The following is a 22,786-nucleotide window of genomic DNA, read 5'->3' as shown; positions in this document are numbered from 1 at the left end:
GGGTGGGAGACATCCAGCGATCAGAAGCTCAGGATAGCTTCGATCCCGAAGGTACGCGGCGCGTTGAAGTTGGCGTAGTCGCCCACGACAGTGCGGAAGTTGCCGTCGATCGGGACGCGGTTGGCGTTCGAACGGCGATAGATGTGCTGTTCATTGAGCAGGTTGCGCGACCACAGCGCAACCGTCAGCGTCTGCCCGCCATCGGCCATCGGGATATCCGCGATCGACAGCCGCGCATTTACCAGAAAGCTCTTATCCACCAGCACCGGCTCGTTATCGAAGCTGTAATGCGGGGCCGAATAGTTGGCATCGACATGCAGCTTCAGCGCCATGTTGCTGGATCCGCTCAGCGGCTGTGCATAGTCAAGATTGCCCGACAGCGCATGCGGCGGCGTGTAGACCAGGAACAGCGGTTGCAGCGGGTTGCCGACCACCAGCGGGTTCGGTGTTGGTGGCACCTTCCAGTAGGTATAGGCATATGACACCCCGAACGACAGGGTGTCAGTCGGGCGCACAGTCAGGTCGGCCTCGATCCCGCGGATCTTGGTCACCCCGGCTGCATTCACGGTATCAAGTGTGTGGCGAACAGTGCCGTTGGTTTGGATGAGATAAAAATCGAAATCGAACTGGCTGTCATAGCGATTCATGATGTATCCGGCGACGTTGAAGCGCACCCGGCGATCCAAGAACTCGGTCTTGAAACCGACTTCGTAGGCCCGCACCGATTCCGGACCAAAGGTGCGGTAGATTGCCGAGCGCGAGCTCGCTCCGCCCGCGCGGTAGCCGGTTGAGTACTTGGCGTAGACATTAATCCCGTCAGCTGCGTCCCAGGCTACAATCGCCAGCGGATCGAACCGGTTGTACGAAAACGTGAACGGGAACGTTGAAGCTACGTTGTTGAGCTTGTAGAGATCGCCGCTCTTCTTGTCGCGGGTGTAGCGCCCGCCCAGTGTGATGTGGAGGTTTTGCATCCCGCCCGGGGTCCAGGTCATCTGGCCAAAGGCGGCATAGCTTTTCGAATTGGCAAAGCTGGCGCGCGAGATCGACAGCGCCGAACGCTGCCAGGTCATCGCATCGCGGATGATGTAGTTGGTGCCGGTGGAATTCCACTGGTTGGTGTTGGGATTTGCCGCCACTTCTTCGGCCCGCTCGTTGAAATAGTAGAGCCCGACCACGTAATCGACGCTGCCCAGGCTGCCCACCGCCTGCAATTCCTGGCTGAACTGGCGCGCATCGAGGAACGAGAGCGAGTAGCGGCTGAACGACTGGCTGGGCAGGAACGACGGGCTGCGGTGCGCGCCGCCCGAATTGTCCCACTGTTCCGAATCGACCGTGCGCCACGCCGTAATTGCGCGCAGTTCGATCCCGTCGCCCACCTTCAAGCGCAGGTTGCTGGAAAAGCCCTTGGTTTTGCCAAGGCTGGTATTTTGCGGAACGCCAATATCGGCGATGTCCATGCGCTGACCGGTGACCACAACCATACCCGGAAGCGGCGCGATCTTGCCCGGCGGCAGCTGATTCGAATTAGCCTGAATTTCGGCCAGCGTTGCCACCGGATAGCCATCCGGGTTGAAATTGAGCAGCTGGCTATAGAACGGCGTGTTCTCGTCGCGGCTGGTGTCATAGGCGAAGTCAGCAGTGAAGGTGTCGCTCGGCTTCCAGCGTGCGGAGATGCGCCCGCCAAAACGGTGGTACTGGTTCCACCCGGTCTGCCCTTCAAGCGGGTTGCGCACCGTCGGGTTCTGGTGGCTGATTACGCCGTCCAGCTTAAACGAAACACCAGCCACTTCGGGCAAGTTGAGGTGCAGGCCGGCATTGTAGCTGCCATAGTTGCCGAAACCCGCTTTCATGCGGCCGCCGAATTCGCCGGTGGGTGCCTTGCTGATCAGGCTGACCGCGCCGCCTTCGGTGTTGCGCCCGAACAGGGTGCCTTGCGGCCCCTTAAGCACTTCGATCCGTTCGACTTCGAACAGCGCGGCGTTCAGGCCGTGCTGGCGCGCCAGATAGATGCCATCAATATAGACGCCCACGCCCGGTTCGCGCGCGGGCTGGTTGGCATCGCCGGGCACGATGCCGCGGATGCCGACGGTCAGCGCGGTCTGCCGCGATTCGTAGGTCGCGACGCGTAGTGACGGGATTGAGCCATCGCCAAGATCAAGCAGGCTCTGCACGTGGCGCTGCTTGATGTCTTCGCCGCCGATCACCGAAATCGAGATCGGGGTGCGCTGCAGGTTGGTTTCACGCTTGGTCGCGGTGACGACGATGTCGGTCAGCCCGATATCGCCGCTGGTATTGCCGGCGTTTTCGGGCGAGGCATCGCTGGCGTCGGTGGTTTGCGGGGCGTCAGGGGCAGCACTTGCACCATCGACAGTGACACCCTCATCGGTCACGGTAACGGCGGCGAGCGCCGATGCGGCATGGCCCAGCGCGATAGCCATAACGGCAAGCGAGGCGGACGAGCGGGCAGAAATGCGGATCATCTGGTTTTCCCTGAAAACAGTTAGCGTTTTGCGATCGAGTGAAAGGCCGGGCTGGGATCGCCCTTGCGGCGAATCGCCCCCCGGCCACCCTCGCCATCCGACTAGGCTGGGTGTGTGTCGCTCGTGCGTAGGATTGCCGACAGTATCACGACCGCTTTGTGACAGCGGTGCCGCTGCGCCGGGTTATTCGAGGTGCGTCGAAGCCATCATCGCCAGCCATTCGCTGCGCGCAGCCGGGCTGAAATCGGTCTTGGTCATGGCCGCCAGCAGGAACAACGACGGCTTGCCTGCCACCACCCGGTACAAAGCGACTGGCGGATAGCCGGACGGGCAACCGGTGGAGCGGCGTTCAAAGGTGACCGAATTGGCATCCTGCGCCAGCACGGTGAACTTGGCGGGACACTTCTTCGCCGCATCGCGCTGCAATTGCGCTACCCAATCGGCGGCGGTGGCAATCCTGCGATCGGGCATTCGCGCAATAATGATCAGCGCTTCTTGCCAATCCTGTGCCGATTTGCCGCGCACGGCGATCACGTCGACTACGTTGCGGGGATTACGGTCGTCGTACGAAATCATCGCGGGGTCGCCCGCGTCGAGCACCGCCTTGAGCGCAGAGACCAGGCGGTGATCGAACACCAGCTTGTCGGCCAGCGCCGGCGCGGCAACCAGCGCGAGCGCGCAAAGCAGCAATGTTCGCAACCACCTAGGCATTGGCAAGCTCCTCAATCAGCAGCTTACGCCTTGCGGTGCACCATTTCATGCGGATTTTGGTGACAATCATATGACCTATTGATGACATCTCACGGCGCGGCGACCGCGAATTCAATCTGTCATATTTCCATCATCAAACCGTCACGTGACGCGCGCATTATTGCCGCATTCGCGAAACCAGGCCTGCCTGACATGACTTCTGACCTGACCCTGCTCGTTACCGCACCCGGCGATCGCCTGATGGGTGACCTTGCCCGTCAACGGCCCGATTGGCGGCTGGTGGCGCTGCGCGATGGTCCACCCCGCGAACCCGTTCAGGGCACCTTGTGGGGTTTTGTCGATTGGCTGGGTGAGACGATGTCGGGGCTCGAAATGTGCCGCCGCCTGCGCGAAGCCCCGCTGACCCGCACCGCGCACATCACCATGGTGCTCGACGAACCCGACAGCGAAGCTCGTCGCCGTGCCTTGCAGGCCGGGGCCGATGATTATCTGACCGGTCCGCTCGATGCGGCGCGGCTGATCGAACGGGTCGAAGGCCCGCACAGCACCGGTTCCCCGTCACGCCCCAACCGCCTCGCCAATGGCGCGATCACGCTGGATCCAGCCGCGCATCAGGTGCGGGTTGGTGGCGCTCTGGTGACGATGCGGCCCAACGAATTCCGCTTGCTGGCGCATTTCATCCAGAACCGCGATCAGGTGTTCAGCCGCGCTGCGTTGATCGCGCAGCTTGGCAAGGAAGACGGGGCGATCGACGACCGGACGGTCGACGTCTGGGTCGGGCGGTTGCGCCGGGCGCTGATCGCCGCAGGCGCGCCCGATCCGCTGCGTACGGTGCGTTCGCTGGGCTATGTGATGGATTCGGTGGAGAGTTGACGCGGCGGGGCCACGCTGGCCCTTGCCCCAGAGCGCCTGTGCGGGCATAGGCGCGCGCATATTCCAGCACCACCGAAAGGTTGCCCCATGAAGGTCCGCGTATTCGTCAGCCTCAAGAACGGGGTGCTCGACCCGCAAGGCCGGGCCATCCACCACGCGATCGAAGGGCTTGGCATCACCGGCGTCAACGATGTCCGCGCCGGCAAGATGATCGAACTCGATGTCGAAGACACTGTTTCCAACGCCGATCTTGAGACCATGTGCAAGCAGCTGCTGGCCAACATGGTGATCGAAAACTACCGCATCGAAAGACTTGCGGCATGACCTTCCGCGCCGCGGTCATCACCTTTCCGGGATCGAACTGCGACCGCGACATGGCGGTCGCGATCGAGCAGATCTGCGGCGGCGAAACCCTGCGGGTATGGCACGGCGATGCGAGCTTGCCCGACCGGCTTGATTTCATCGCCTTGCCCGGCGGCTTTTCCTATGGCGATTACCTGCGTTCGGGCGCCATGGCAGCGCGCAGCCCGATCATGCAGGCGGTGATCGATGCGGCGGCGCGCGGGGTGCCGGTGCTGGGCGTGTGCAACGGCTTCCAGGTCCTCACCGAAAGCGGGCTGTTGCCCGGCGCGCTGCTGCGCAATGCGGGGATGAATTTCGTCTGCCGCGAGGTGGCGCTGACGGTCGAAAACAACCAGAGCCTGTTTACCGCAGGCTATGAAGCCGGCCAGCAGATCACGATCCCGGTAGCGCACCATGATGGCAACTATTTCGCCGATAATGCCACGCTCGACCGGCTTGAAAGCGAAGGCCGGGTGGCGTTCCGCTATGCCGGTGAAATCAACGGATCGGCGCGCCGGATCGCCGGCGTCCTGAATCAGGCGGGCAACGTGCTGGGCATGATGCCTCACCCCGAGCGGATGATCGAAACCGCGCATGGCGGCAGCGACGGCCGCGCGCTATTTCAAAGCGTGGTAAAAGGGCTGGTGTCGGTTTAAGCCGAGGCGCGGTTCAGGTTGGCGTGCTGGAACAGCGCGCGGGCTTCGGCAGACGGCATCGGGCGCCCGAAGTAATAGCCCTGGATCTTGCGGCAACCAAGCTGGCGGATCACTTCAAGCTCGTGCTCGGTTTCAACGCCTTCGGCCGTGGTCGACATCTCAAGGCTTTCCGCCATTGCAACCACGGCGCGGATGATCGCCAGGCTTTCGGGCGCGCCGGTGGCCGCCCCTTGGACGAAGCTGCGATCAACCTTGATCGTCGAGAAGCGCAGGTTGCGGATATAGGCCAGGCTGGAATAGCCGGTGCCGAAATCGTCAAGCGCAATCCCGCAGCCCAGCGCCATGATCTGCTCCAGCGCGTTGCGCGCGGTGGTGGCATCGCGCACGAAAATTGACTCGGTCACTTCGATTTCAAGCCGGTGCGCCGACAGCCCGCTATCGCTCAGCGCTTCGACCACGGTTGCAACGAAGCCGGGATCAAGCAGCTGTTCGCCCGAAGCGTTGACGGCCACCTTGACGTTATTGGGCCAGCGGGTCGCCTCGCGGCAGGCTTCGCGCAGCACCCATTTGCCGATCGGCACGATCAGGCGGGTATCTTCGGCCAGCGGAATAAACTTGGCCGGGCTGACCAGGCCGTGGTCGGCACTGTTCCAGCGCAGCAGCGCTTCGAAGCTGACGATCGTTTCGTCCTTGGCATCGACGACCGGCTGGTAATGCAGCACGAATTCGTTGCGTTCCAGCGCCTGGCGCAGTGAAAACTCCAGCTTGCGGCGTTCCTCGGCCAGGGCATGGAGCGCCGGCTCATAGCCAAAGTGCTGGCCGCCGCCTTCTTCCTTGGACCGGTAGAGCGCAAGATCGGCATTGCGCATCAGCGTTTCCACAGTCGTACCATCGCGCGGGCCGATCGCCGAACCGACCGAGGCACCGATATACAGCGTGTGGTGATCAACCTCATAGGGCCGCGAGAGCAGCTCGATCACCAGTTCGGCGACACGGATGACCCGGTTGTGATCGGACGCATCGCGGATCACCACGGCGAATTCGTCGCCGCCCAGACGGCCGCACAATTCGTTGTCGGTGACCAGGCTCTTGAGCCGTTCCGAGACGCGCGCCAGTAGCTGATCGCCGACCAGATGCCCCAGCGTATCGTTGATCGCCTTGAACCGGTCGAGATCAATCATCAGGAAGGCACAGCGGGTGCGCCATTGATCGGCATAGCGCATGGCTTCGCCCAGCGCTTCGGTGACCATCATGCGGTTGGGCAGGCCGGTCAGCGTATCGAAGCGCGCCATGTGCGCGATCTTTTCGCTCGATTCGCGCTGTTCGGTAACATCCGAACCGACCCCGCGGAAGCCATCGAAGGAACCGCTGTCGGTCAGCTTGGGGGTGCCCGAAATTTCCCACCAGCGCTGCTGGTTGTTGATGTTGACGCGCACCAGCAGGTTGGAAAAGCTCTCGCGGCGCTTCAACCGTTCGGCCAGATCGTGGAGGCTCGACGGGAACTGCCCGGTTTCCCACGCCGGGCCGGCAATCAGCTGGATAAACGGCTTGCCATCGATATCTTCGGGCGCAACGCCCAGCGCATAAGCAAAGCGCGGGCTGATCGCGCGGACCCGCCGCGCTGTATCGATCTGCCACAGCCAATCGGCTTCGTTTTCCTCGAATTCGCGCAGCAGCATCGACACCACTTCGTTCTTTTCAGCCATCGCGCTTTCGGCGATCCGCGCGATCAGGAACGAGCGGGCATTGCCGATCACGCCCATCGCCACCACCCCGCCAAACAGCGTGGCCAGCAGCGCCATCACGTAGTTCCCGGCAAAGGCGAAGCTGGCAAGCGAGCCCGAACCAACGATCCCGGCGAAGACCAGGTTGGCCAGCGGGACCGCCGGCAGCATTACCGCACCAGCTGCCATCACCACGCCGACCACGGCCCACAGTTCCAGGCTCTGGGTCGAATCGCCGAACGGCAGGAAGCCGGCCAGCGGCACGACCCAGACCAACGCGTTGATCACCGCCGACATTGTCTGCTTGTTGACCTCGTCGCGCGAAATGCGCCGCCGGTCCACGTCGATCAGGGCCTTGTCGATCGTCGCCCCGTAATAGAGGCTGCCGCACATCGCGATGAACCAGCCGGCCAGCGCGGCCGGATGGATCGCGCTAAAATAGATCCCGATTGTTGCCAGGGCGGCGACGACATGCGCCACGATCCGCGTTATCGTCACGCGTGCCAGGCTGGAATACTGCAATCCGCGCAGCCGTTCCCATTCGCCGTTGGCCGCGGGCTCTGCAAGGCCCAGCACCGCCATTACGGGCAATGCCTTGGGCAAGATGGTGGATTGTTGCATTGGATCGGTCACCCGCCGGGACATAACGGGCAAACGTTAGCAGCGCGTAAAGCACGCCGGGGCTATCTGGACTGGAGCCCTGTTCTTTGGGCCTTTGGCGGGGATCGTCAGCGCTTGCCCTGCAGCGTCTGATTGATATCGGGCAGTTCCGCCGCGCGCTTGTCGGCCGAGGACAAGCTGGGATCGAAATCCATGGATTTGGCGTAAATCAGCCCGTCCTGGCCGCGAACTTCGTCAACATAAGGCGTGAATGTCGGCACCGGTTCGGGATCGGTTTCAAGCCGCGACTGTGTCCCATCACGCACCGCGATCATGCGGTGATAAAACAGCGGCAACAGCAGAACGAGCGGCAACACGAACAGGACCACAAAGACAACCACCAGCATCGTTCATCTCCCACCCGGCGAGAGGTTACTCGACCGTCACCGACTTGGCCAGATTGCGCGGCTGGTCAACGTCAGTGCCTTTGACGCAGGCGACGTGATAGGCCAGCAGCTGCACCGGTACGGCATAGACCAGCGGCGCGATCAGCGGGTGGACCTTGGGCATCTCGATCGTCGCAAGGCAGCCCTCGCCCGCTTCATCGAGCCCGGCCTTGTCGCTGATCAGCACCACCTTGCCGCCGCGCGCGCGCACTTCCTGCATGTTCGATACGGTCTTTTCAAACAGCGGCCCAGAAGGCGCCAGAACGATCACCGGCACCGCTTCGTCGATCAGCGCAATCGGCCCGTGCTTCATTTCACCCGAAGCATAACCTTCTGCGTGTATGTAGCTTATTTCTTTCAGTTTTAGCGCGCCTTCCAACGCCAGCGGATAGTCCTGCCCGCGGCCCAGATAGAGCACATCGCGGGCCGGTGCGATCAAGTGCGCCATCGCCGCGATCTCGTCATCGTGGGCCAGCGCAGCGTTGAGGCTGGCGGGCGCTTCGAGCAGGTGCTTGACCACCTCGGCTTCCTCGGCCCGGTCCATCAGCCCGCGCTTCACCGCCATGTGCGCGGCAAGTGCAGCCAGCACAGCCAACTGGCAAGTGAAGGCCTTGGTGCTGGCCACACCGATTTCGGGACCGGCGTGGGTGGGCAGCAGCAGATCGGCCTCGCGCGCCATCGAACTTGTCGGCACGTTGACCACCACCGCAATCGTCTGCCCCTGCGTTTTGCAGTGCCGCAGCGCGGCCAGGGTATCGGCAGTCTCGCCGCTTTGCGAGATGAACAGCGAGAGGCCGCCCGCTTCCATCACCGGTTCGCGGTAACGGAACTCGGAAGCGAAATCGATGTCGGCCGGCAGCCGCGCGAACTGTTCGAACCAGTACTTGGCGACCATCCCGGCGTAATAACTGGTCCCGCAGGCGACGATGGTGACGCGGTTGATGCTGGAGAGATCAAAATCGAACTGCGGCAACGCAACGGTCTGATCGACCTGGCGGATGTAGCTGCGCAAAGTTTGCGCCACCACGGTCGGCTGCTCGAAAATCTCCTTCTGCATGAAGTGGCGGTAATTGCCCTTCTCGATCTCGGCGGCGGATGCGCCCGAGGTGGTGATCTCGCGCGTGACGGGATTGTTGTCCTTATCGAAAATCTTTGCGCCATCGCGGGTGATCACCACCCAGTCGCCTTCATCGAGATAGGCGATCTGCTGGGTCAGCGGCGCGAGCGCCAGCGCATCGGACCCAAGGTAGGTTTCCCCCTCCCCATAGCCCACCACCAGCGGCGAGCCGAGCCGCGCGCCGATCAGCATATCGGGATAGTCCTTGAACGCGATCGCCAGCGCGAACGCTCCGCGCAGCTGCGGTAGCGTAGCCTTGACCGCCTCTTCCGGGCTTTTGCCGGCCTCAACCTGTTCGGACAGCAAGTGGGCGACCACCTCGCTATCGGTATCGCTTTCAAAAGTCCGCCCGCGTGCGGACAGCGCATCCTTCAACTGGCGAAAATTCTCGATGATCCCGTTGTGGACCAGCGCCAGCTTTGCGGTGGCATGCGGGTGAGCATTGGCCGCGGTTGGCGCACCGTGGGTGGCCCAGCGGGTGTGGGCGATCCCGGTGGTGCCGGGCGCCGGATCGCGCGCCAGTTCGCGCACCAGCCCGATCAGCTTGCCCGGCGCGCGGCGGCGGATCAGCTGGCCTTCATGAACGGTGCAAACCCCGGCGCTGTCATAGCCGCGATACTCCATCCGCCGAAGCCCATCGACCAGACGGTCCGCGACCTCTTCCTTGCCGACGATGCCGATAATGCCGCACATCCGTTTCTTCTTTCTAAGGAGTTATGTAAGGGACCCTGATCCCCGGCATTTGCGCCGGGAAATCCTTTGTGTTTCGGGTTACGAGAATCGAGCCGTTTACCTGCGCAGTCGCAAAGATGTACGCGTCGAGCAATTTGATCCGCATCCGATAGCGAATGTCTGCCGCAGCCATTGCGATCCGCGTATCGAGTTCAACGACCTCGAATGGCGCGATCAGGCGTTGAACCTTGTCGCGGCTTTCGAGCGGTTCGCCCGCCAGAACTTCGGTCCAGACGATCCGGCTGATGCGGTGGCGCGGATAACGCTCAAGCTCACTCGTCGCGGCCTGAGAATCGTTCAGCCAGTCGATCACGATGTTGGAATCGAAAAACGGATCGGACACCTCTTACAGGTCTTCGTAGGGTGTGCGATCCTCACGGATTGCCTGCTGAAATTCGAGACCGTCGCCGATATCCTTGCGATCTTTCCAATAGCCCCGCCCGCGCTGGATCCAGCTCTTGTTGCCCTGCGCCGGCGACTGCGCCTTGTAAGCGCTCACCGCCTCACGCAACACCGAGGCGCGCGACTTGCCCTGCTCATTGGCAAGCTGGTCAAGCCACTTGACGTCTTCTTCGGGCAGATCGGCGAGAATGCGAGTCATTGATATACTGATATCATATCATGATATCATGTCAAGCACATTGCTCGGGCTGCAGCAAAATCGGAGCCAAAGTAGCAGGGTCGGCCCAGACCGGCATTGAGCGCAGGTTGAAGGATTGCAGCATGACTTCCTCCGAACACCACAACCACCGATTTGGCCTCGAACAGTTGACCCTCAATCACTTTCAGCAAATGCGAATCCCGGGCTTTGGAGATCGACCAGGCAATACGGTTGCTTGGCCACGGGCCATCGGACAGTGGGCCAACTTCCTCGATATCCAGGCCATCGCCGATTAGCTTTCCGTTGGTCCTGCGATACCATTCGGCCCAGCCGCCAAAATCGGAAAATGGCGCGGCAGCCATACCGAGACCGCGCAGGCTACGCGCGAGTTGCCGATCGACAAGTCCCGGTAGCTTGGCATCGCGAACTCCGGAAAGCGTTCCATCGCGCAACCATTGTGGAATCACCCGCAACACATAGAAGCCCAGGACATCTGCCTGCTCGATGCCATTTGCCTGTGCCAGTCGTAACACATCCGTGTCATTCGCTTCGCCGCCCCAAACCTTGGCCCCAACCCGCCTAGCGCCTTGTATGGCGGGGACGGTCTCGCCCCCGGGCTGTTGCTTTTCGGCATTAAGCGGTTCGTCGGCCAGTGCCATGAGCGATAGCGAATTGGGGCCTGCATCGCTTGCCGCACCTTCGACAATCACACTGTCGACTGGCCATATGTCGAAGGCCGAACGAACCAGTCTGAAGGTCGCGCCAGCAGGATCGTTGTCGTGCTGCGCCGCGACCAAGATCAGACGGCGATTACCTTTATGGTATACCAGAAGATACGGCTCATCATTTTGGCTGTCGCGCAAGCTCTGAGTCCAATCCGCCAGACGCGCAGGTTCAAGCCGGATGGTGCTAGACGTCGCGCAGCTGCCAAGCGCGATTGCTGCAAAAAGCAAGATCCGTTTGGCCAAGTGGATTACCCCTTCTTCTCCGCTTTCTTCTTCTTCATCGCGTCGTGGAACCGGTCAGCCCAGCCGGGCTTGACCAGCTGCTCTCCGCGCACGATCCTGAGCTCACCTGCGGCGACATCGCGGGTCACGGTGCTGCCTGCGCCGACAATCGCGTCCGCGCCGATCTTGACCGGGGCGACCAGTGCGGAGTTGCTGCCGATGAAGGCGCGTTCGCCGATCACCGTTTTGTATTTGAAGTAGCCGTCATAATTGCAGGTGATCGTGCCCGCGCCGATGTTGGCCCCGGCGCCAACTTCGGCATCGCCGATGTAGGTCAGGTGATTGGCCTTGGCGCCATCGCCGAGCACCGATTTCTTGACCTCGACGAAATTGCCGATCTTGGCCTTCTTGCCCAGCACTGTGCCGGGCCGCAGCCGGGCGAAGGGGCCGACTTCGCAGCCCTCCCCCACCACAGAACCTTCGAGATGGCAGTTGGCGCGAATCTTTACGCCATCGGCAAGTGATACACCGGGGCCGAAAAACACGTTGGGTTCGATCAGCACATCGCAGCCCAGCTTGGTATCCCAGGCGAACCACACCGTTTCGGGCGCGATCAGGCTGGCGCCCTCGTCCATTGCGGCCTTGCGGCGGCGGCTTTGCCAGCGGTGTTCGGCACTGGCCAGTTCGGCGCGGGAATTGATCCCTTCCACTTCGTGCGGATCGGGCGTGACCACCACCGCGCAGGTCCGGCCATCGGCATTGGCAATGTTGACCACGTCGACGAGGTAGAATTCGCTCTGGCTGTTATCATTGGTGACGCGCGCCAACAGGCCGAACAGATCGGTGCTGCTCACCGCCATCAAGCCTGAATTGCACAGGCGACAGGCGCGTTCAGCCTCGCTGGCGTCCTTGTGCTCGACCATCTTCGCGATCCGGCCGTTTTCGGCAATCACCCGGCCATAGCTGAGCGTGTCGGCGGGTTCGAAGCCCAAAACAACCACCGCGGGATTGTCTGCACCGTGGAGCCGCTCGATCATCGAACGCAGCGTTGCCGCGCTGACGAACGGCACGTCGCCATAAAGGATCAGGACATCACCATCAAAGCCTGCCAGCGCGGCTTCGGCCTGTTGCACCGCATGGCCGGTGCCGTGCTGCGGGTCCTGTACTGCGATCACCGCACGGCCGTGCAACTGCGCTTCAAGCTGCTCGCGCCCGTGTCCTGCCACCACCACCGACCTTGCCGGGTTCAGCGCGGCTGCGCTGGCCAGCAAATGCTCGATCATCGGCCGCCCGGCGATCGGGTGAAGGACCTTGTGCAGGTCGCTTTTCATGCGGGTGCCCTTGCCGGCAGCAAGCGTGACGATGGCGAGAGGTGTAGAAGCGCTCATGGTTAATGCCCATGCCACCAAATGCTTGCCGATTCCACAACGTGCGTGCGATGGGCGCGGCAATGACCATTCCTTTTGATATCGTCGGCTTCGATCTTGACGGCACCCTGCTCGATACTTCGGGCGATCTGGGTGCCGCGGTGAACCATGCGCTGGGATTGGCCGGGCGCGCAGCAGTGCCGCATTCCGCCGTCTCCGGGCTGATCGGCGGCGGCGCGCGGATCATGCTGGCCCGCGCTCTCGATCTGACCGGCGGCGCTGACGGGGTCGATCAAGACGGGCTGTTCGGCGAACTGCTGGCCTATTATGATGCCAACATCGCGGTCCACACCGCGCTCTATCCCGGCGCGGCAGAGATGCTGAATGCGCTGGCCGCCGCCGGGGTCAAGCTGGCGGTGGTGACCAACAAGCGCGAGCCGATGGCACGCAAGCTGTTTGGCGAACTGGGGCTGAGCGGCCGCTTCACCAGCATCATCGGCGCGGGCCGCTTTGCGCTCAAGCCCGATCCGCAGGCCCTGCACGCGATGGTGGCGGCATGCGGCGGCGGGCGCGCGGCCTTTGTTGGCGATACCACTTTCGATATCGGCGCGGCGCGGGCGGCAGGGCTGCCGTGCGTTGCGGTCAGCTTTGGCTTTTGCGATGCACCGCCACAGGAATTGGGCGCGGATGCGGTGATCGATCATTTTGATGCGCTGATACCCGCGCTGCGCCGGCTCTGACCAGCCCGAGTCGCGCGCAGCCCCGCGCATTTGTCCCCAAGCCTGGCCCCGCCTGACGCTAGGGAACAGGCCGCTGCACGCCCGCATATTGCCAGCCCCCGCGCCCCGTGCCATGCCGCGCCCGCTTCCCGCCCGATAACACATGGCGGGATCAACCTTTTTCAGCGGAGTAAACGCGCATGACCATTTCGTTCAAAGATCGCGTCGCGATTGTCACCGGGGCCGGCGGCGGCCTCGGCCGCGCCTATGCGCTCGAACTGGCGGCGCGCGGTGCCAAGGTTGTCGTCAACGATCTGGGCGGCAGCCGCGATGGCACCGGCCATTCGGATGCCGCGCTGAAGGTGGTCGAGGAAATCAAGACGGCCGGCGGCGAAGCGATGTCGAACGGCGGCTCGGTGACCGAATACGAACAGATGACCGAAATGGTCGCCAAGACCAAGGAAGCCTGGGGCGGGGTCCACGTGCTGATCAACAACGCCGGGATCCTGCGCGACAAGAGCTTTGCCAAGATGGACATGACCGATTGGAAGCTGGTGATCGACGTTCACCTCAACGGCAGCGCCAACTGCACCAAGGCGGTATGGGACATGATGCGCGAGCAGACCTATGGCCGGATCCTCAACACCGCCAGTTCGACCGGGCTGTTCGGCAACTTCGGCCAGGCCAATTATGGCGCGGCCAAGCTGGGCCTGGCCGGCTTTACCAAGACGCTGGCGCTCGAAGGCGCGAAGTACAACGTCCGGGTCAACACGCTGGCCCCGGTCGCCGGCACCCGGATGACCGAAGATCTGGGCATGCCCGATGCGCTGTTCCATGCGCTCAGCCCTGAAAACGTCGCCCCGATGGCGCTGTATCTGGTCAGCGAAGACGCGCCGACCAACATGATCTGCGGCGCCGGCGCGGGCGCCTATCACGCCGCCTACATCACGCTGACCCCGGGCGTCGCCCTGCCTGCGGACGAGCGCACCCCCGAAGGGATCGCCGCGGTGTGGGATCAGATCATCGACCGCACCGGCGAGATCGTCCCCCAATCGGGCGGTGAGCAGAGCCAGGTGGTGATGGCGGCGCTGGCCAAGATCGGCGGTCTGGGCTGACAGCAAAGGTCCTCTCCATTTTTGGCGAATGCCACAAATGGGGAGGTGGCATTCGCGCCCGCGATTGTCGGCGGGGTATCAAGGCCTGCCCAGAAACCCCTTCGTCAGCCGCTTCGCGTCTGCCACCTCCCCATTTGGCTTCGCAAAATGGAGCGGACCTCGCGGATTGTGTCGCTACACCGTATTGACACACTAATACACTTCAGGCATTCTCCTCACCATTCGAAGGGGAGAATGCCCGATGTATTCCGAAAACGACTTGCAAAGCGCGGTCAGCGCCGGGGCGATCAGCCACGAAGCGGCCGAAGCTTTTCGTGCCCATGCTGCTGGCATGCGCAGTGCCCCGGTGGCGGATGAAGAACATTTCCGCCTGATTACCGGCTTCAACGACATCTTCGTGACCATCGCTGCCGTCCTGCTGCTGGCCGCCGCTGCGGGCATCGGCGATGCGATCGGCCCGGGCGTGCCGGGTTTGCTGGTAGCAGGCGCGGCCTGGCTGCTGGCTGAATTCTTTACCCGGCAGCGGCGCATGGCTCTGCCTTCGATCGTGCTGCTGCTCGCCTTCATCGGCGGCGTGGCAGCGGTGCCGATCCACTTCCTGGCGGAGACCGAACCGCAGATGTCAGAGGCCACGGCCAGCCTGATCGGCGCCGGCATCGGGCTGCTGGCGGCGATAGCTGCCTGGATTCACTGGCGCCGCTTCATGGTGCCGATCACCGTTGCGGCCGGTGCGGCCGGCGTTGCCGGAACGGTCCTCGCGCTGGTCCTATCGGGCTGGATGTCGGTTACCGGCAACACCGATCCGGAGCCGCTGATCCTGCCGCTGGTGTTTATCGCAGGCCTCGCGATCTTCGCCTTCGCAATGCGCTGGGACATGACCGATCCCAAGCGCGAAACCCGCCGCAGCGACGTGGCCTTCTGGCTGCATCTGCTGGCCGCGCCGATGATCGCCCACCCGCTGTTTGGCTGGCTGGGCGTCAGCGAGGGTGAGAACATCGGCGCTGCATCGGCGCTGGGCGTGCTGGCGATCTATATCGGCATGGGGATGGTGGCGCTGGCGGTTGATCGCCGCGCGTTGCTGGTTTCGGCGCTGGCCTATGTGCTGATCGCGCTCAGCCTGCTGTTCCGCCAGTTCGGCGCGGTAGAGCTCAACGTGGCACTGACGGGCCTTGTGATCGGATCGGCGCTGCTCGCGCTGTCGGCCTTCTGGACCCCGATCCGTTCTGCGCTGGTGCAGCGTCTGCCGGGTTCGGTGCAAAGCCGCCTGCCGCGCGGAGTGCTGCTTTCCGTCTGAACTTGCCATCACAACGCAGCTTGTTAGGTTCCCCCCGTAAGCCACGCTTGCGGGGGGAATTTCTTTGGCATCTAATTATCAGCACAATGCCGGATCGTTGCGCGCACTTGGCCTGCTGTGCCAGGCGCTGCTGGCCCTGTTCATGGCCGTGACTGGCGTGCTGGCGGCCCTCTCGCTGTACACGGCTGCACGCGAGATGCGCGAAGGGTTCTCGATGCATCTGTTCACCCTGCCGCTCTACGCTTCGTTCATCGCCCTCGTCTTTATCCCCGCAGCGCTGACGCTGACTTTGTGGATGTGGCGCGCCCATGCCAACCTTCATGCCGACCGGCTGGAGGAACTTCGGTTCAGCCCGTGGGGCGCCGCGCTTGGCCTGTGGGTGCCCTTCGCCAACCTCTACCTGCCCAAGGGCGCGATGCGTCAGCTGTGGAACCGCAGCCACGGCGAAGAGGTCTGGTTCGCGGACCAGAGCGTCGACAAGATCAATGCCTGGTGGACCTGCTATGTCGTGGGGATCGTGATCATGACCACGCTGACTGCCTTCGCCCTGGTCGATCGCTTCAGCAACCTGGAAATCCTGACCCCGCCGGGCACAAATTCGGCCGGCTTTGCCTTTGCCAGTGCGCTGCTGGCTGCATCATCCTGGCTTTTGCTGCAGATCGTCGGCGCAATCACCCGTGCCCAGCAGACGGTGGTGGCGGTGGGCAATACCTTCGCCTAGCCCTCGACCACTTTGAGGAGCTTGCGTTCGAGCGGAAACAGCACACCGGCCAGTTCGTGGCCGCGCTTCAGAACCTGCCCGGCCTCACCGTATAGCGCCCACATGCCCTGCTTGGTGTGCAATGCGGGCCGTTTTTCAATCCGTACGGCGGGGCGCTCTGCCGCGCGGCGAAAAGCGGAGAAGACGGCCGCGTCGCGGGTGAAATCCATCGCATAGTCACGCCATTCGCCCGCCGCGACCATCCGCCCGTAGAGATCGAGGATGCGCAGCAGTTCGGTCCGTTCCAATCCCACCTGCGCCGCGCGTGCTGCCGGTGTGGGAAAGGGCGTGACGACCGCGCTCAAGCCTGCTTCGTCCCCGACCGCTTGCGTGCCGAACTTTGCTTGGCGGCTTTAGCGTCGCGTTCTTCCAGCAGGCTGTTGAGCCGTAGCTGCATCGCCAGCATTTCGCATTGCAGCAGTTCCAGCTTTTGCGTCGCCGGATCAAACCGTTCGCTGCACGGGGTGCCATAGGGCACGAAGTTCTGCGTCTCCGAATTGACCTCAACCAAGGTCGATTTGGCCGGAATGCCGACCATCGTCGCGCCTTCGGGCACATCCCTGGTGACCACCGCATTGGCGCCGATCCGTGCGCCCTTGCCGATCATCAGCGGGCCAAGGATCGCCGCGCCCAGGCTGACGATCACATCGTCGCCGAGCGTCGGGTGGCGTTTGCCGCCAACACCGTTGGTCGGGTTTGTCCCGCCCAGGGTAGAGCCCTGGTACATGGTGACGTTATCGCCAATCTCCGCCGTTTCGCCGATCACCACGAAGCCGTGGTCGATGAAGAAATTGCGTCCGATCTTCGCGCCGGGATGGATATCAATTGCCGTCAGAAAGCGGCTGATGTGATTGACCGCCCGGGCCGGGAAATACAGTTCGGCTTCAAACAGCCAGTGCGCCACACGGTGCAGGCCAAGCGCCCAGACGCCAGGATAGAGCATAACTTCCCAGCGCGAACGCGGGCTGGGATCGCGGGCCACCACGGAATCCAGATAACGGGTCAGTTCTTCCAGCATCGTGCCCTCCTTGTCCCACGCGTCGCGCGCTAAATCAAGCGCGGTTCATCGGGGCCCAGCAGCTGTTCCAACGCCTCGCGCCAGATCGCGGGACCGGGCGGAGCCTTGCGTTCAAGGCTCAACCGGTCGATCGCTTCCACCACCTGTTCGGCGGCAAGATGGGAACGCTCGCTCCGCGCTGCAAGGTATGTGCCCGCATCAGGGCCGAGCGGCAGCGCCCGCGCCTCGCCGTGCAGCGCGATCAATTCGGCCATCATGGCATCGTCGGGAACCCCGATTTCCAGTTGCAGCGCGGCTTTGATGCGCGAGGCCAGATCGGCCAGCGCGATCGTCCAGCCGCCTTCGTGAAGCCCGGTCACCAGCAGCAAGGGGAGCGCGGCTTCCTGCGCCCGGTTCCAGCGGTGAAACAGCTCGGTTTCGTCCATCCGGTCAGCATCGTCGATCGCCTCGCCCCCGCCGCTTTCGGCAAACCAGCGCGCCAGCAACGATTTTCCCGAGCGCGGCGGACCGGCCAGCACCGCAGTGCGGAATGGCCAGGCTTGCGGGGTGGCCAAGGCTTCCACCGCAGCCGTGTTGGCATTGCCCAGCACGATCCGCGAAGGGCCCGAAGCCCCCACTTTGAGGGGGAGCGCGATCTGCGACATATCAGCGCTTGATCGAAAGCGCGTTGGCGCCGACCGAAACTTTCCACCCGCGCGCCCGCAGCGATGCGGCCAGGGTGTCAAGATCGCCTTCGTAGGTCACCCGCATAACCGATGTGCCGCCCATCGCCAGACTGGTGGTCGACGCGCCCTTGACCCCGGGCGCTGATCGCACCGCGCCCAACGCAGAATCGACCGCGGTCGCATCGGGCGAGGCGAACTGCACCGTGAAGGTGCGCGTTTCGGCCTGGATGGGCGTCGGCGTCGGCGTCGGGCTCGCGCTGGCACCATCGTTGGGGGCAGAGCTGGGCCGGGCGGTCGGCACGGCGGTCTGCTCGGGCGCCTGTCCGGCCGCGATCAGTGCGGCGATGCCGGGATCGATCTGGCCGGTCACGTTAAGCGAGGTATCGACCTTCAGCTTCCCTTCGGCCAGTGCCTGGGCATAGATCTGGTCAAGCCGGATGACGGCTTCGGCCAGCATCTTGGGCAAGCCGGCCTCATCCTTGGCGGTCAGCGTGAAGCTGTCGATATAGGCATTATCGGGGCCGAAGCGCGCGGTGAAGGTGCCGCGCACCGGGCCGCCGGGCCACTGCCGTTCAAGCCGCGCTTCGGGGATCAGCACGCCGGCGGCACCGAACTGATCCAGCACGTTGCGCCACCAGGCGCGGCTGCGACGGCCGGGCTGACCTGCGGTGATGACCAGCGAATCGCCGCCTGCGCCGACCGGCCGGACATAGTCGATCGGGCTGTTGCCAGCGCGGAAATGCGCCCAGGCCAGCTGCCACGGCCCCTGAACCTCGTAAACCTGCGCAACCCCGCCCGAATGGAGCACCGGGATCACCAGCAGCGGCGACGAATGCTTGCGTCCGCCATTGGTGCCGCCAAGGTACTGGCCAGCGCGCGAACGATCGAACACCACACCCAGCGTGGCGATATAGCGCCTGGGGCCGATCTGTTCGCGCTGCACGACGATCGCCGAGACCATCGACTGGATCACGCCATCGGCCATGGCCGGGCCGCCAGCTTTCTTCCAGGCCAGCCGCGCGGCCTCATCCCAGCCTTTGGCGCGGGCTTCGGCAGCGTCCGCTCCGGTAGAGTTCACCTCGATATCGCTGATCTGGATGTCCGAGGTGCTGGCCACCGGCACAATTCCGCGGTCGCCTTCAACCTGGGCCCACAGCCGCGCCGGGCCAAGCAGCGCCAGCGCTGCCACCAGCGCAAGCGCAAGCGTCCCCAGCACCCAGACAAGCGGGCGGTTGCGCGGGGCAAAGCGGGGGGAAGATCGGAAAAACATAGTCATCGGGGAAAACCACAGGTCTTTTGCCCAATCACTCATGGAAATCCAAGCACGAAAGCGTTAGGCGCGTGGCAATGCCAAATAATCCGCCCCCGAAGAGCTATTCCTACGCGCAGGCCGGCGTCTCGATCGCGGCGGGCAATGCGCTGGTCAAGGCGATCGGCCCGCTGGCCAAATCGACCGCGCGGCCCGGTGCCGACGCCGAACTTGGCGGGTTCGGCGGGTTCTTCGATCTGAAGGCTGCTGGCTATGCCGATCCGCTGCTGGTTGCGGCCAACGACGGGGTGGGAACCAAGGTCAAGCTGGCGATCGACCATGACCGGCACGACACCATCGGGCAGGATCTGGTGGCGATGTGCGTCAACGATCTGATCGTGCAAGGCGCCGAACCGCTGCTGTTCCTCGATTATTTTGCCAGCGCCAAACTGGACAATGCCGTTGCCGTGCGCGTGGTTGCCGGGATCGCGGCTGGCTGCAAGCTGGCCGGCTGCGCGCTGATCGGCGGCGAAACCGCAGAAATGCCGGGGATGTATGCGCCGGGCGATTATGACCTGGCGGGATTCTGCGTCGGTGCGGTCGAACGCGGTGAGCAGTTGACCGGGGACCGAATCGCGGCAGGCGACGTGCTGCTTGGCCTTGCCAGCAGCGGGGTCCATTCGAACGGTTATTCGCTGGTGCGGCGGCTCGCGGATGATCTGGGCTGGCGGATGAATCGCCCTGCGCTGTTCGATCCCGAACGGCTGCTGATCGACTTTCTGATCGAACCGACCCGGATCTATGTGAAGAGCCTGCTGCCCCCTATCCGTGCAGGCCGGATCCACGCTCTTGCTCATATCACCGGCGGCGGCTTGCTTGAAAATGTACCCCGCGTACTGCCCGATGGGCTGCACGCACGGATCGATGCCGGTGCCTGGGAGCAGCCGCGCCTGATGGCATTCCTGCAGGCGCAGGGCAATATCGAACCCGCTGAAATGGCGCGCACGTTCAACTGCGGGGTCGGCATGGTGTTGGCCGTAGCGGCGGATGAAGTGGCGACGCTGATCGCCGATCTCGAAGCCGCGGGCGAAACGGTTTACGTGATCGGCGTGGTCGAAAAAGGTCCGCGCGGCTGCACCGTCCAGGGCGCCGCTGAAGTGTGGTCTGCGCGCGAAGCCTGGGAGGCCGCCCATCTTGGCTAACTTCGGTCCTCTCCATTTTTGGCGAATGCCACAAATGGGGAGGTGGCAGCGGCGTTCAGCCGCTGACGGAGGGGTTTCTGGGCGAGCGCCAACACCTCTCCGTCTCGCCTTCGGCGATCCACCTCCCCATTTGCACTTCGTGAAAATGGAGAGGATCTGATGGCGCAGCGCACACCCGTCGCCGTGCTCATTTCGGGCAGCGGCACCAATATGGCGGCGCTGCTTTATGCCAGTCGCGCGGCGGACTGTCCTTACGAGATCGTGCTGGTGGCCAGCAATAATCCCGCTGCCAGCGGGCTGAAACTCGCCGCAGCGGAAGGCGTCGCGACTTTCGCGCTGCCGCACAAGGGCATGGACCGGCGCGATCACGAGACGGCGCTGGATGCGGCGATCCGGAAAAGCGGTGCGCGCTATGTCGCGCTGGCTGGGTACATGCGGATCCTCACGCCGGAATTCGTCGCCGGGTGGGACGGCCGGATGGTCAACGTGCACCCTTCGCTGCTGCCCAAATACACCGGGTTGCACACCCACGAACGCGCGCTGGAGGCGGGCGACGGCCACGGCGGCTGCACGGTTCACCTGGTTACTGCGCAGCTCGATGACGGACCGGTGCTGGGCCAGACCGCGGTGGCGATCCAGCGCGGTGACACCGCCGAAACGCTGGCCGCGCGCGTGCTGATTGCTGAACATCAGCTCTATTCGCGCTGCCTCGCCGCGCTTGTTTCGCGCGCTACGTCGCCCGAGCATCTGATCGGAGAAGTCCGCTCCCGCGCGCTAGCCCTGCCTGAGGCCGACGAAGTGCTGAGCCACGGGATGCCCTGCTTCGGGATCATCAAGGGCAAGAAGTTCGCCTATGTCTCGAACGATCATCACGGCGATGGCAAAGTGGCACTGCTGGTCAAAGTAAGCGGGCCGGACGAACAGGCCCAGCTGATCGAGAACGATCCGGCGCGCTATTACCGTCCGGCCTATTTCGGCGATGGCTGGATCGGGCTGCGGCTGGATCTGGGCGATACCGATTGGGATGCGGTTGGCAGCTGGCTGGCCCGCTCGTGGCGCAGTGTCGCGCCACGCAAGCTGACCAGCCTGATCGATGCCGCAGACGCGTTCTAGCTTTTGCCGATACCCGGGATGAGCTTGCCGACCTTTTGCCGGTAGTCAGCGTATTCCTTCCCGAAGGTGTCCATCAGATCGCGTTCTTCATAGTGGATTCCGATAAACAGATAGATCGTCATCCCCACGGTAAGCAGCAAGTGGCCGGCGGTCATCGACGGCGTGGCCCAAAACGCGATCAGAAAGCCGAAGTAGATCGGGTGGCGCACCAGCTTGTAAAACAAGGGGGTTTGCAGTTGCGGCGCGGCGGCGGGCGTACCACGCCAGTTGTGCCACACCTGCGCCAGGCCAAACAGTTCGAAATGATTGAGCAGCCATGTGCTGATGAACACGATGCCAAAGCCGCCAAGGAACAAGGCCCAGATCAGGGTCCGCAGCGCCGGATTGCTGACTTCCCAGATCGCGGCCGGAATCGGATGCCAGAAGCAATAAAGCAGGCCCAGAACGAGGGCCGCAGCGAGGCAATAGAGACTGCGTTCGATCGGCTGCGGAACGAACTGGGTCCAGGCGGTTTTGAAGCCCTTGCGCGCCATGACGCTGTGCTGAATCCCGAATATCGAAATGAGGCCAAGGTCCCAGAGCGCCGCCGTTCCGGTATCCGCGACCATGCCCTTATCGACATGGCTTGGCAAAGCGTCGAGCCCGGCCAGGAAGCCGACCAAGTAGACGAATGACACAAAGAATGCCGTATAACAGGCCAAGGCGACCATTAGGTAGATGGCGCGCATCGTGATTCTCCCCGCGTTGCAATCCGCCGTCACCAGTGTCAGCCCCGGCTGAACTGGGTGACAGCCCTTGCCTTTACGCGACCCGTCCACTCCGCACGCCGGTTACGGCGCGGCGATCTGGCTGAAACAGCATCAACCTGTCCGAACAAAGAGTCAATTTGCTTTGAATGGCGTTCGAGCCGGCGGCGAGCCGGGATCCGCTCGCTTTTTGTGACAGTGACCGGGCATGTCTGCAGCCAATCTGCTGCCGCTCTTCCGATCCATTAACCAGATCCGGCAAGTCCGCCTAAGCCATTTCCGTCTATCCCGAATTACCGATGATTGGGG

At 63.2% G+C, this 22,786-nt stretch carries 23 protein-coding genes; 9 read left to right on the top strand and 14 right to left on the bottom strand.

The genetic code is table 11. The features are described from left to right. Positions 1-20: 20 nt before the first annotated feature. Positions 21-2,480: a TonB-dependent receptor gene (locus RMN99_RS06240; protein ID WP_309622439.1), complete on the bottom strand. Its 2,460-nt coding sequence runs from the start codon at positions 2,478-2,480 to the stop codon at positions 21-23. 183 nt (positions 2,481-2,663) lie between these two features. After that, entirely contained in the window at positions 2,664-3,191 is a 528-nt protein-coding gene (locus tag RMN99_RS06235) for a hypothetical protein (protein WP_309622438.1), read from the bottom strand. Between the two features lie 192 nt (positions 3,192-3,383). On the opposite strand from RMN99_RS06235, the gene RMN99_RS06230 reads away from it, so the two are divergent. The 3 genes from RMN99_RS06230 (at position 3,384) to purQ (ending at position 5,062) form a co-directional block, all read left to right on the top strand. Beyond that, a complete protein-coding gene (locus RMN99_RS06230; protein WP_309622437.1) occupies positions 3,384-4,064 on the top strand; it encodes a response regulator transcription factor in 681 nt (226 codons plus the stop codon). A gap of 87 nt (positions 4,065-4,151) precedes the next feature. After that, positions 4,152-4,388, top strand: coding sequence for a phosphoribosylformylglycinamidine synthase subunit PurS (purS, locus tag RMN99_RS06225; RefSeq protein WP_309622436.1), 237 nt, complete (start codon positions 4,152-4,154; stop codon positions 4,386-4,388). Further along, entirely contained in the window at positions 4,385-5,062 is a 678-nt protein-coding gene (gene purQ, locus RMN99_RS06220; RefSeq protein WP_309622435.1) for a phosphoribosylformylglycinamidine synthase subunit PurQ, read from the top strand. The genes purS and purQ overlap by 4 nt, the downstream gene beginning before the upstream one ends. Here the strand turns inward: purQ and RMN99_RS06215 are convergent. From RMN99_RS06215 to glmU, 7 genes are all read right to left on the bottom strand, one after another. Further along, on the bottom strand, positions 5,059-7,407 hold the full coding sequence (locus RMN99_RS06215) for an EAL domain-containing protein (protein ID WP_309622434.1): 2,349 nt from the start codon (positions 7,405-7,407) through the stop codon (positions 5,059-5,061). The two genes, purQ and RMN99_RS06215, sit on opposite strands and share 4 nt — an antisense overlap. A 107-nt stretch (positions 7,408-7,514) precedes the next feature. Beyond that, the gene (locus tag RMN99_RS06210; RefSeq protein ID WP_309622433.1) at positions 7,515-7,793 is read right to left on the bottom strand and encodes a hypothetical protein; all 279 of its coding nucleotides are present in this window, start codon (positions 7,791-7,793) and stop codon (positions 7,515-7,517) included. Positions 7,794-7,818: 25 nt separating this feature from the next. Then, the gene (gene glmS, locus RMN99_RS06205) at positions 7,819-9,642 is read right to left on the bottom strand and encodes a glutamine--fructose-6-phosphate transaminase (isomerizing) (protein WP_309622432.1); all 1,824 of its coding nucleotides are present in this window, start codon (positions 9,640-9,642) and stop codon (positions 7,819-7,821) included. A 13-nt stretch (positions 9,643-9,655) separates the two neighbouring features. Further along, positions 9,656-10,024, bottom strand: a complete 369-nt coding sequence (locus RMN99_RS06200; protein ID WP_309622431.1) for a type II toxin-antitoxin system VapC family toxin — start codon at positions 10,022-10,024, stop codon at positions 9,656-9,658. Positions 10,025-10,027: 3 nt separating this feature from the next. Continuing rightward, a complete protein-coding gene (locus RMN99_RS06195) occupies positions 10,028-10,282 on the bottom strand; it encodes a ribbon-helix-helix domain-containing protein (RefSeq protein ID WP_309622430.1) in 255 nt (84 codons plus the stop codon). Between the two features lie 26 nt (positions 10,283-10,308). Further along, positions 10,309-11,250 carry a hypothetical protein gene (locus RMN99_RS06190; RefSeq protein WP_309622429.1) on the bottom strand — a complete coding sequence of 314 codons (942 nt, stop codon included), beginning with the start codon at positions 11,248-11,250 and terminating at the stop codon, positions 10,309-10,311. A gap of 5 nt (positions 11,251-11,255) precedes the next feature. Then, entirely contained in the window at positions 11,256-12,617 is a 1,362-nt protein-coding gene (gene glmU, locus RMN99_RS06185; protein WP_309622428.1) for a bifunctional UDP-N-acetylglucosamine diphosphorylase/glucosamine-1-phosphate N-acetyltransferase GlmU, read from the bottom strand. A 62-nt stretch (positions 12,618-12,679) separates the two neighbouring features. On the opposite strand from glmU, the gene RMN99_RS06180 reads away from it, so the two are divergent. From RMN99_RS06180 to RMN99_RS06165, 4 genes are all read left to right on the top strand, one after another. Next, positions 12,680-13,336, top strand: a complete 657-nt coding sequence (locus RMN99_RS06180) for an HAD-IA family hydrolase (protein WP_309622427.1) — start codon at positions 12,680-12,682, stop codon at positions 13,334-13,336. Positions 13,337-13,515: 179 nt separating this feature from the next. Next, on the top strand, positions 13,516-14,430 hold the full coding sequence (locus tag RMN99_RS06175) for an SDR family NAD(P)-dependent oxidoreductase (protein WP_309622426.1): 915 nt from the start codon (positions 13,516-13,518) through the stop codon (positions 14,428-14,430). A 241-nt stretch (positions 14,431-14,671) separates the two neighbouring features. Then, entirely contained in the window at positions 14,672-15,724 is a 1,053-nt protein-coding gene (locus tag RMN99_RS06170) for a hypothetical protein (RefSeq protein WP_309622425.1), read from the top strand. A 64-nt stretch (positions 15,725-15,788) separates the two neighbouring features. Beyond that, positions 15,789-16,445: a DUF4328 domain-containing protein gene (locus RMN99_RS06165; protein WP_309622424.1), complete on the top strand. Its 657-nt coding sequence runs from the start codon at positions 15,789-15,791 to the stop codon at positions 16,443-16,445. On the opposite strand, the gene RMN99_RS06160 is transcribed toward RMN99_RS06165, so the two are convergent. From RMN99_RS06160 to RMN99_RS06145, 4 genes are read right to left on the bottom strand one after another with little or no spacing between them, the layout of a single operon-like run. After that, positions 16,442-16,789 (bottom strand): DUF2794 domain-containing protein, encoded by a 348-nt coding sequence (locus tag RMN99_RS06160; protein WP_309622423.1) that lies wholly within the window; start codon positions 16,787-16,789, stop codon positions 16,442-16,444. The two genes, RMN99_RS06165 and RMN99_RS06160, sit on opposite strands and share 4 nt — an antisense overlap. Then, the gene (gene epsC, locus RMN99_RS06155; RefSeq protein ID WP_309622422.1) at positions 16,786-17,502 is read right to left on the bottom strand and encodes a serine O-acetyltransferase EpsC; all 717 of its coding nucleotides are present in this window, start codon (positions 17,500-17,502) and stop codon (positions 16,786-16,788) included. Before epsC ends, RMN99_RS06160 begins: the two co-directional genes overlap by 4 nt. Positions 17,503-17,531: 29 nt before the next feature. Beyond that, complete coding sequence (locus RMN99_RS06150; RefSeq protein WP_309622421.1) at positions 17,532-18,146, bottom strand: ATPase; 615 nt, start codon at positions 18,144-18,146, stop codon at positions 17,532-17,534. 1 nt (position 18,147) lies between these two features. Further along, positions 18,148-19,479 (bottom strand): heavy-metal-associated domain-containing protein, encoded by a 1,332-nt coding sequence (locus RMN99_RS06145; protein ID WP_309622420.1) that lies wholly within the window; start codon positions 19,477-19,479, stop codon positions 18,148-18,150. A gap of 35 nt (positions 19,480-19,514) precedes the next feature. On the opposite strand from RMN99_RS06145, the gene purM reads away from it, so the two are divergent. After that, positions 19,515-20,618, top strand: a complete 1,104-nt coding sequence (purM, locus tag RMN99_RS06140) for a phosphoribosylformylglycinamidine cyclo-ligase (protein WP_309622419.1) — start codon at positions 19,515-19,517, stop codon at positions 20,616-20,618. A gap of 159 nt (positions 20,619-20,777) precedes the next feature. Next, positions 20,778-21,731 (top strand): phosphoribosylglycinamide formyltransferase, encoded by a 954-nt coding sequence (gene purN, locus RMN99_RS06135; RefSeq protein ID WP_309622418.1) that lies wholly within the window; start codon positions 20,778-20,780, stop codon positions 21,729-21,731. Here the strand turns inward: purN and mddA are convergent. Next, complete coding sequence (mddA, locus tag RMN99_RS06130; protein ID WP_309622417.1) at positions 21,728-22,459, bottom strand: methanethiol S-methyltransferase; 732 nt, start codon at positions 22,457-22,459, stop codon at positions 21,728-21,730. The two genes, purN and mddA, sit on opposite strands and share 4 nt — an antisense overlap. Positions 22,460-22,786 lie beyond the last annotated feature (327 nt).

The organism is Novosphingobium sp. (assembly GCF_031417815.1).
GTDB lineage: Bacteria > Pseudomonadota > Alphaproteobacteria > Sphingomonadales > Sphingomonadaceae > Novosphingobium.
The sequence above is the reverse complement of the archived record's forward strand: the minus strand, read 5'-3'. Positions and strand labels throughout refer to the sequence as shown.

Bases quoted from the DNA above. Each gene is read 5' to 3' on its own strand.
- RMN99_RS06240 (WP_309622439.1), bottom strand. From the start codon at position 2,480: ATGATCCGCATTTCTGCCCGCTCGTCCGCCTCGCTTGCCGTTATGGCT.
- RMN99_RS06235 (WP_309622438.1), bottom strand. From the start codon at position 3,191: ATGCCTAGGTGGTTGCGAACATTGCTGCTTTGCGCGCTCGCGCTGGTT.
- RMN99_RS06230 (WP_309622437.1), top strand. From the start codon at position 3,384: ATGACTTCTGACCTGACCCTGCTCGTTACCGCACCCGGCGATCGCCTG.
- purS (WP_309622436.1), top strand. From the start codon at position 4,152: ATGAAGGTCCGCGTATTCGTCAGCCTCAAGAACGGGGTGCTCGACCCG.
- purQ (WP_309622435.1), top strand. From the start codon at position 4,385: ATGACCTTCCGCGCCGCGGTCATCACCTTTCCGGGATCGAACTGCGAC.
- RMN99_RS06215 (WP_309622434.1), bottom strand. From the start codon at position 7,407: ATGCAACAATCCACCATCTTGCCCAAGGCATTGCCCGTAATGGCGGTG.
- RMN99_RS06210 (WP_309622433.1), bottom strand. From the start codon at position 7,793: ATGCTGGTGGTTGTCTTTGTGGTCCTGTTCGTGTTGCCGCTCGTTCTG.
- glmS (WP_309622432.1), bottom strand. From the start codon at position 9,642: ATGTGCGGCATTATCGGCATCGTCGGCAAGGAAGAGGTCGCGGACCGT.
- RMN99_RS06195 (WP_309622430.1), bottom strand. From the start codon at position 10,282: ATGACTCGCATTCTCGCCGATCTGCCCGAAGAAGACGTCAAGTGGCTT.
- glmU (WP_309622428.1), bottom strand. From the start codon at position 12,617: ATGAGCGCTTCTACACCTCTCGCCATCGTCACGCTTGCTGCCGGCAAG.
- RMN99_RS06180 (WP_309622427.1), top strand. From the start codon at position 12,680: ATGACCATTCCTTTTGATATCGTCGGCTTCGATCTTGACGGCACCCTG.
- RMN99_RS06175 (WP_309622426.1), top strand. From the start codon at position 13,516: ATGACCATTTCGTTCAAAGATCGCGTCGCGATTGTCACCGGGGCCGGC.
- RMN99_RS06170 (WP_309622425.1), top strand. From the start codon at position 14,672: ATGTATTCCGAAAACGACTTGCAAAGCGCGGTCAGCGCCGGGGCGATC.
- epsC (WP_309622422.1), bottom strand. From the start codon at position 17,502: ATGCTGGAAGAACTGACCCGTTATCTGGATTCCGTGGTGGCCCGCGAT.
- RMN99_RS06150 (WP_309622421.1), bottom strand. From the start codon at position 18,146: ATGTCGCAGATCGCGCTCCCCCTCAAAGTGGGGGCTTCGGGCCCTTCG.
- RMN99_RS06145 (WP_309622420.1), bottom strand. From the start codon at position 19,479: ATGAGTGATTGGGCAAAAGACCTGTGGTTTTCCCCGATGACTATGTTT.
- purM (WP_309622419.1), top strand. From the start codon at position 19,515: ATGCCAAATAATCCGCCCCCGAAGAGCTATTCCTACGCGCAGGCCGGC.
- purN (WP_309622418.1), top strand. From the start codon at position 20,778: ATGGCGCAGCGCACACCCGTCGCCGTGCTCATTTCGGGCAGCGGCACC.
- mddA (WP_309622417.1), bottom strand. From the start codon at position 22,459: ATGCGCGCCATCTACCTAATGGTCGCCTTGGCCTGTTATACGGCATTC.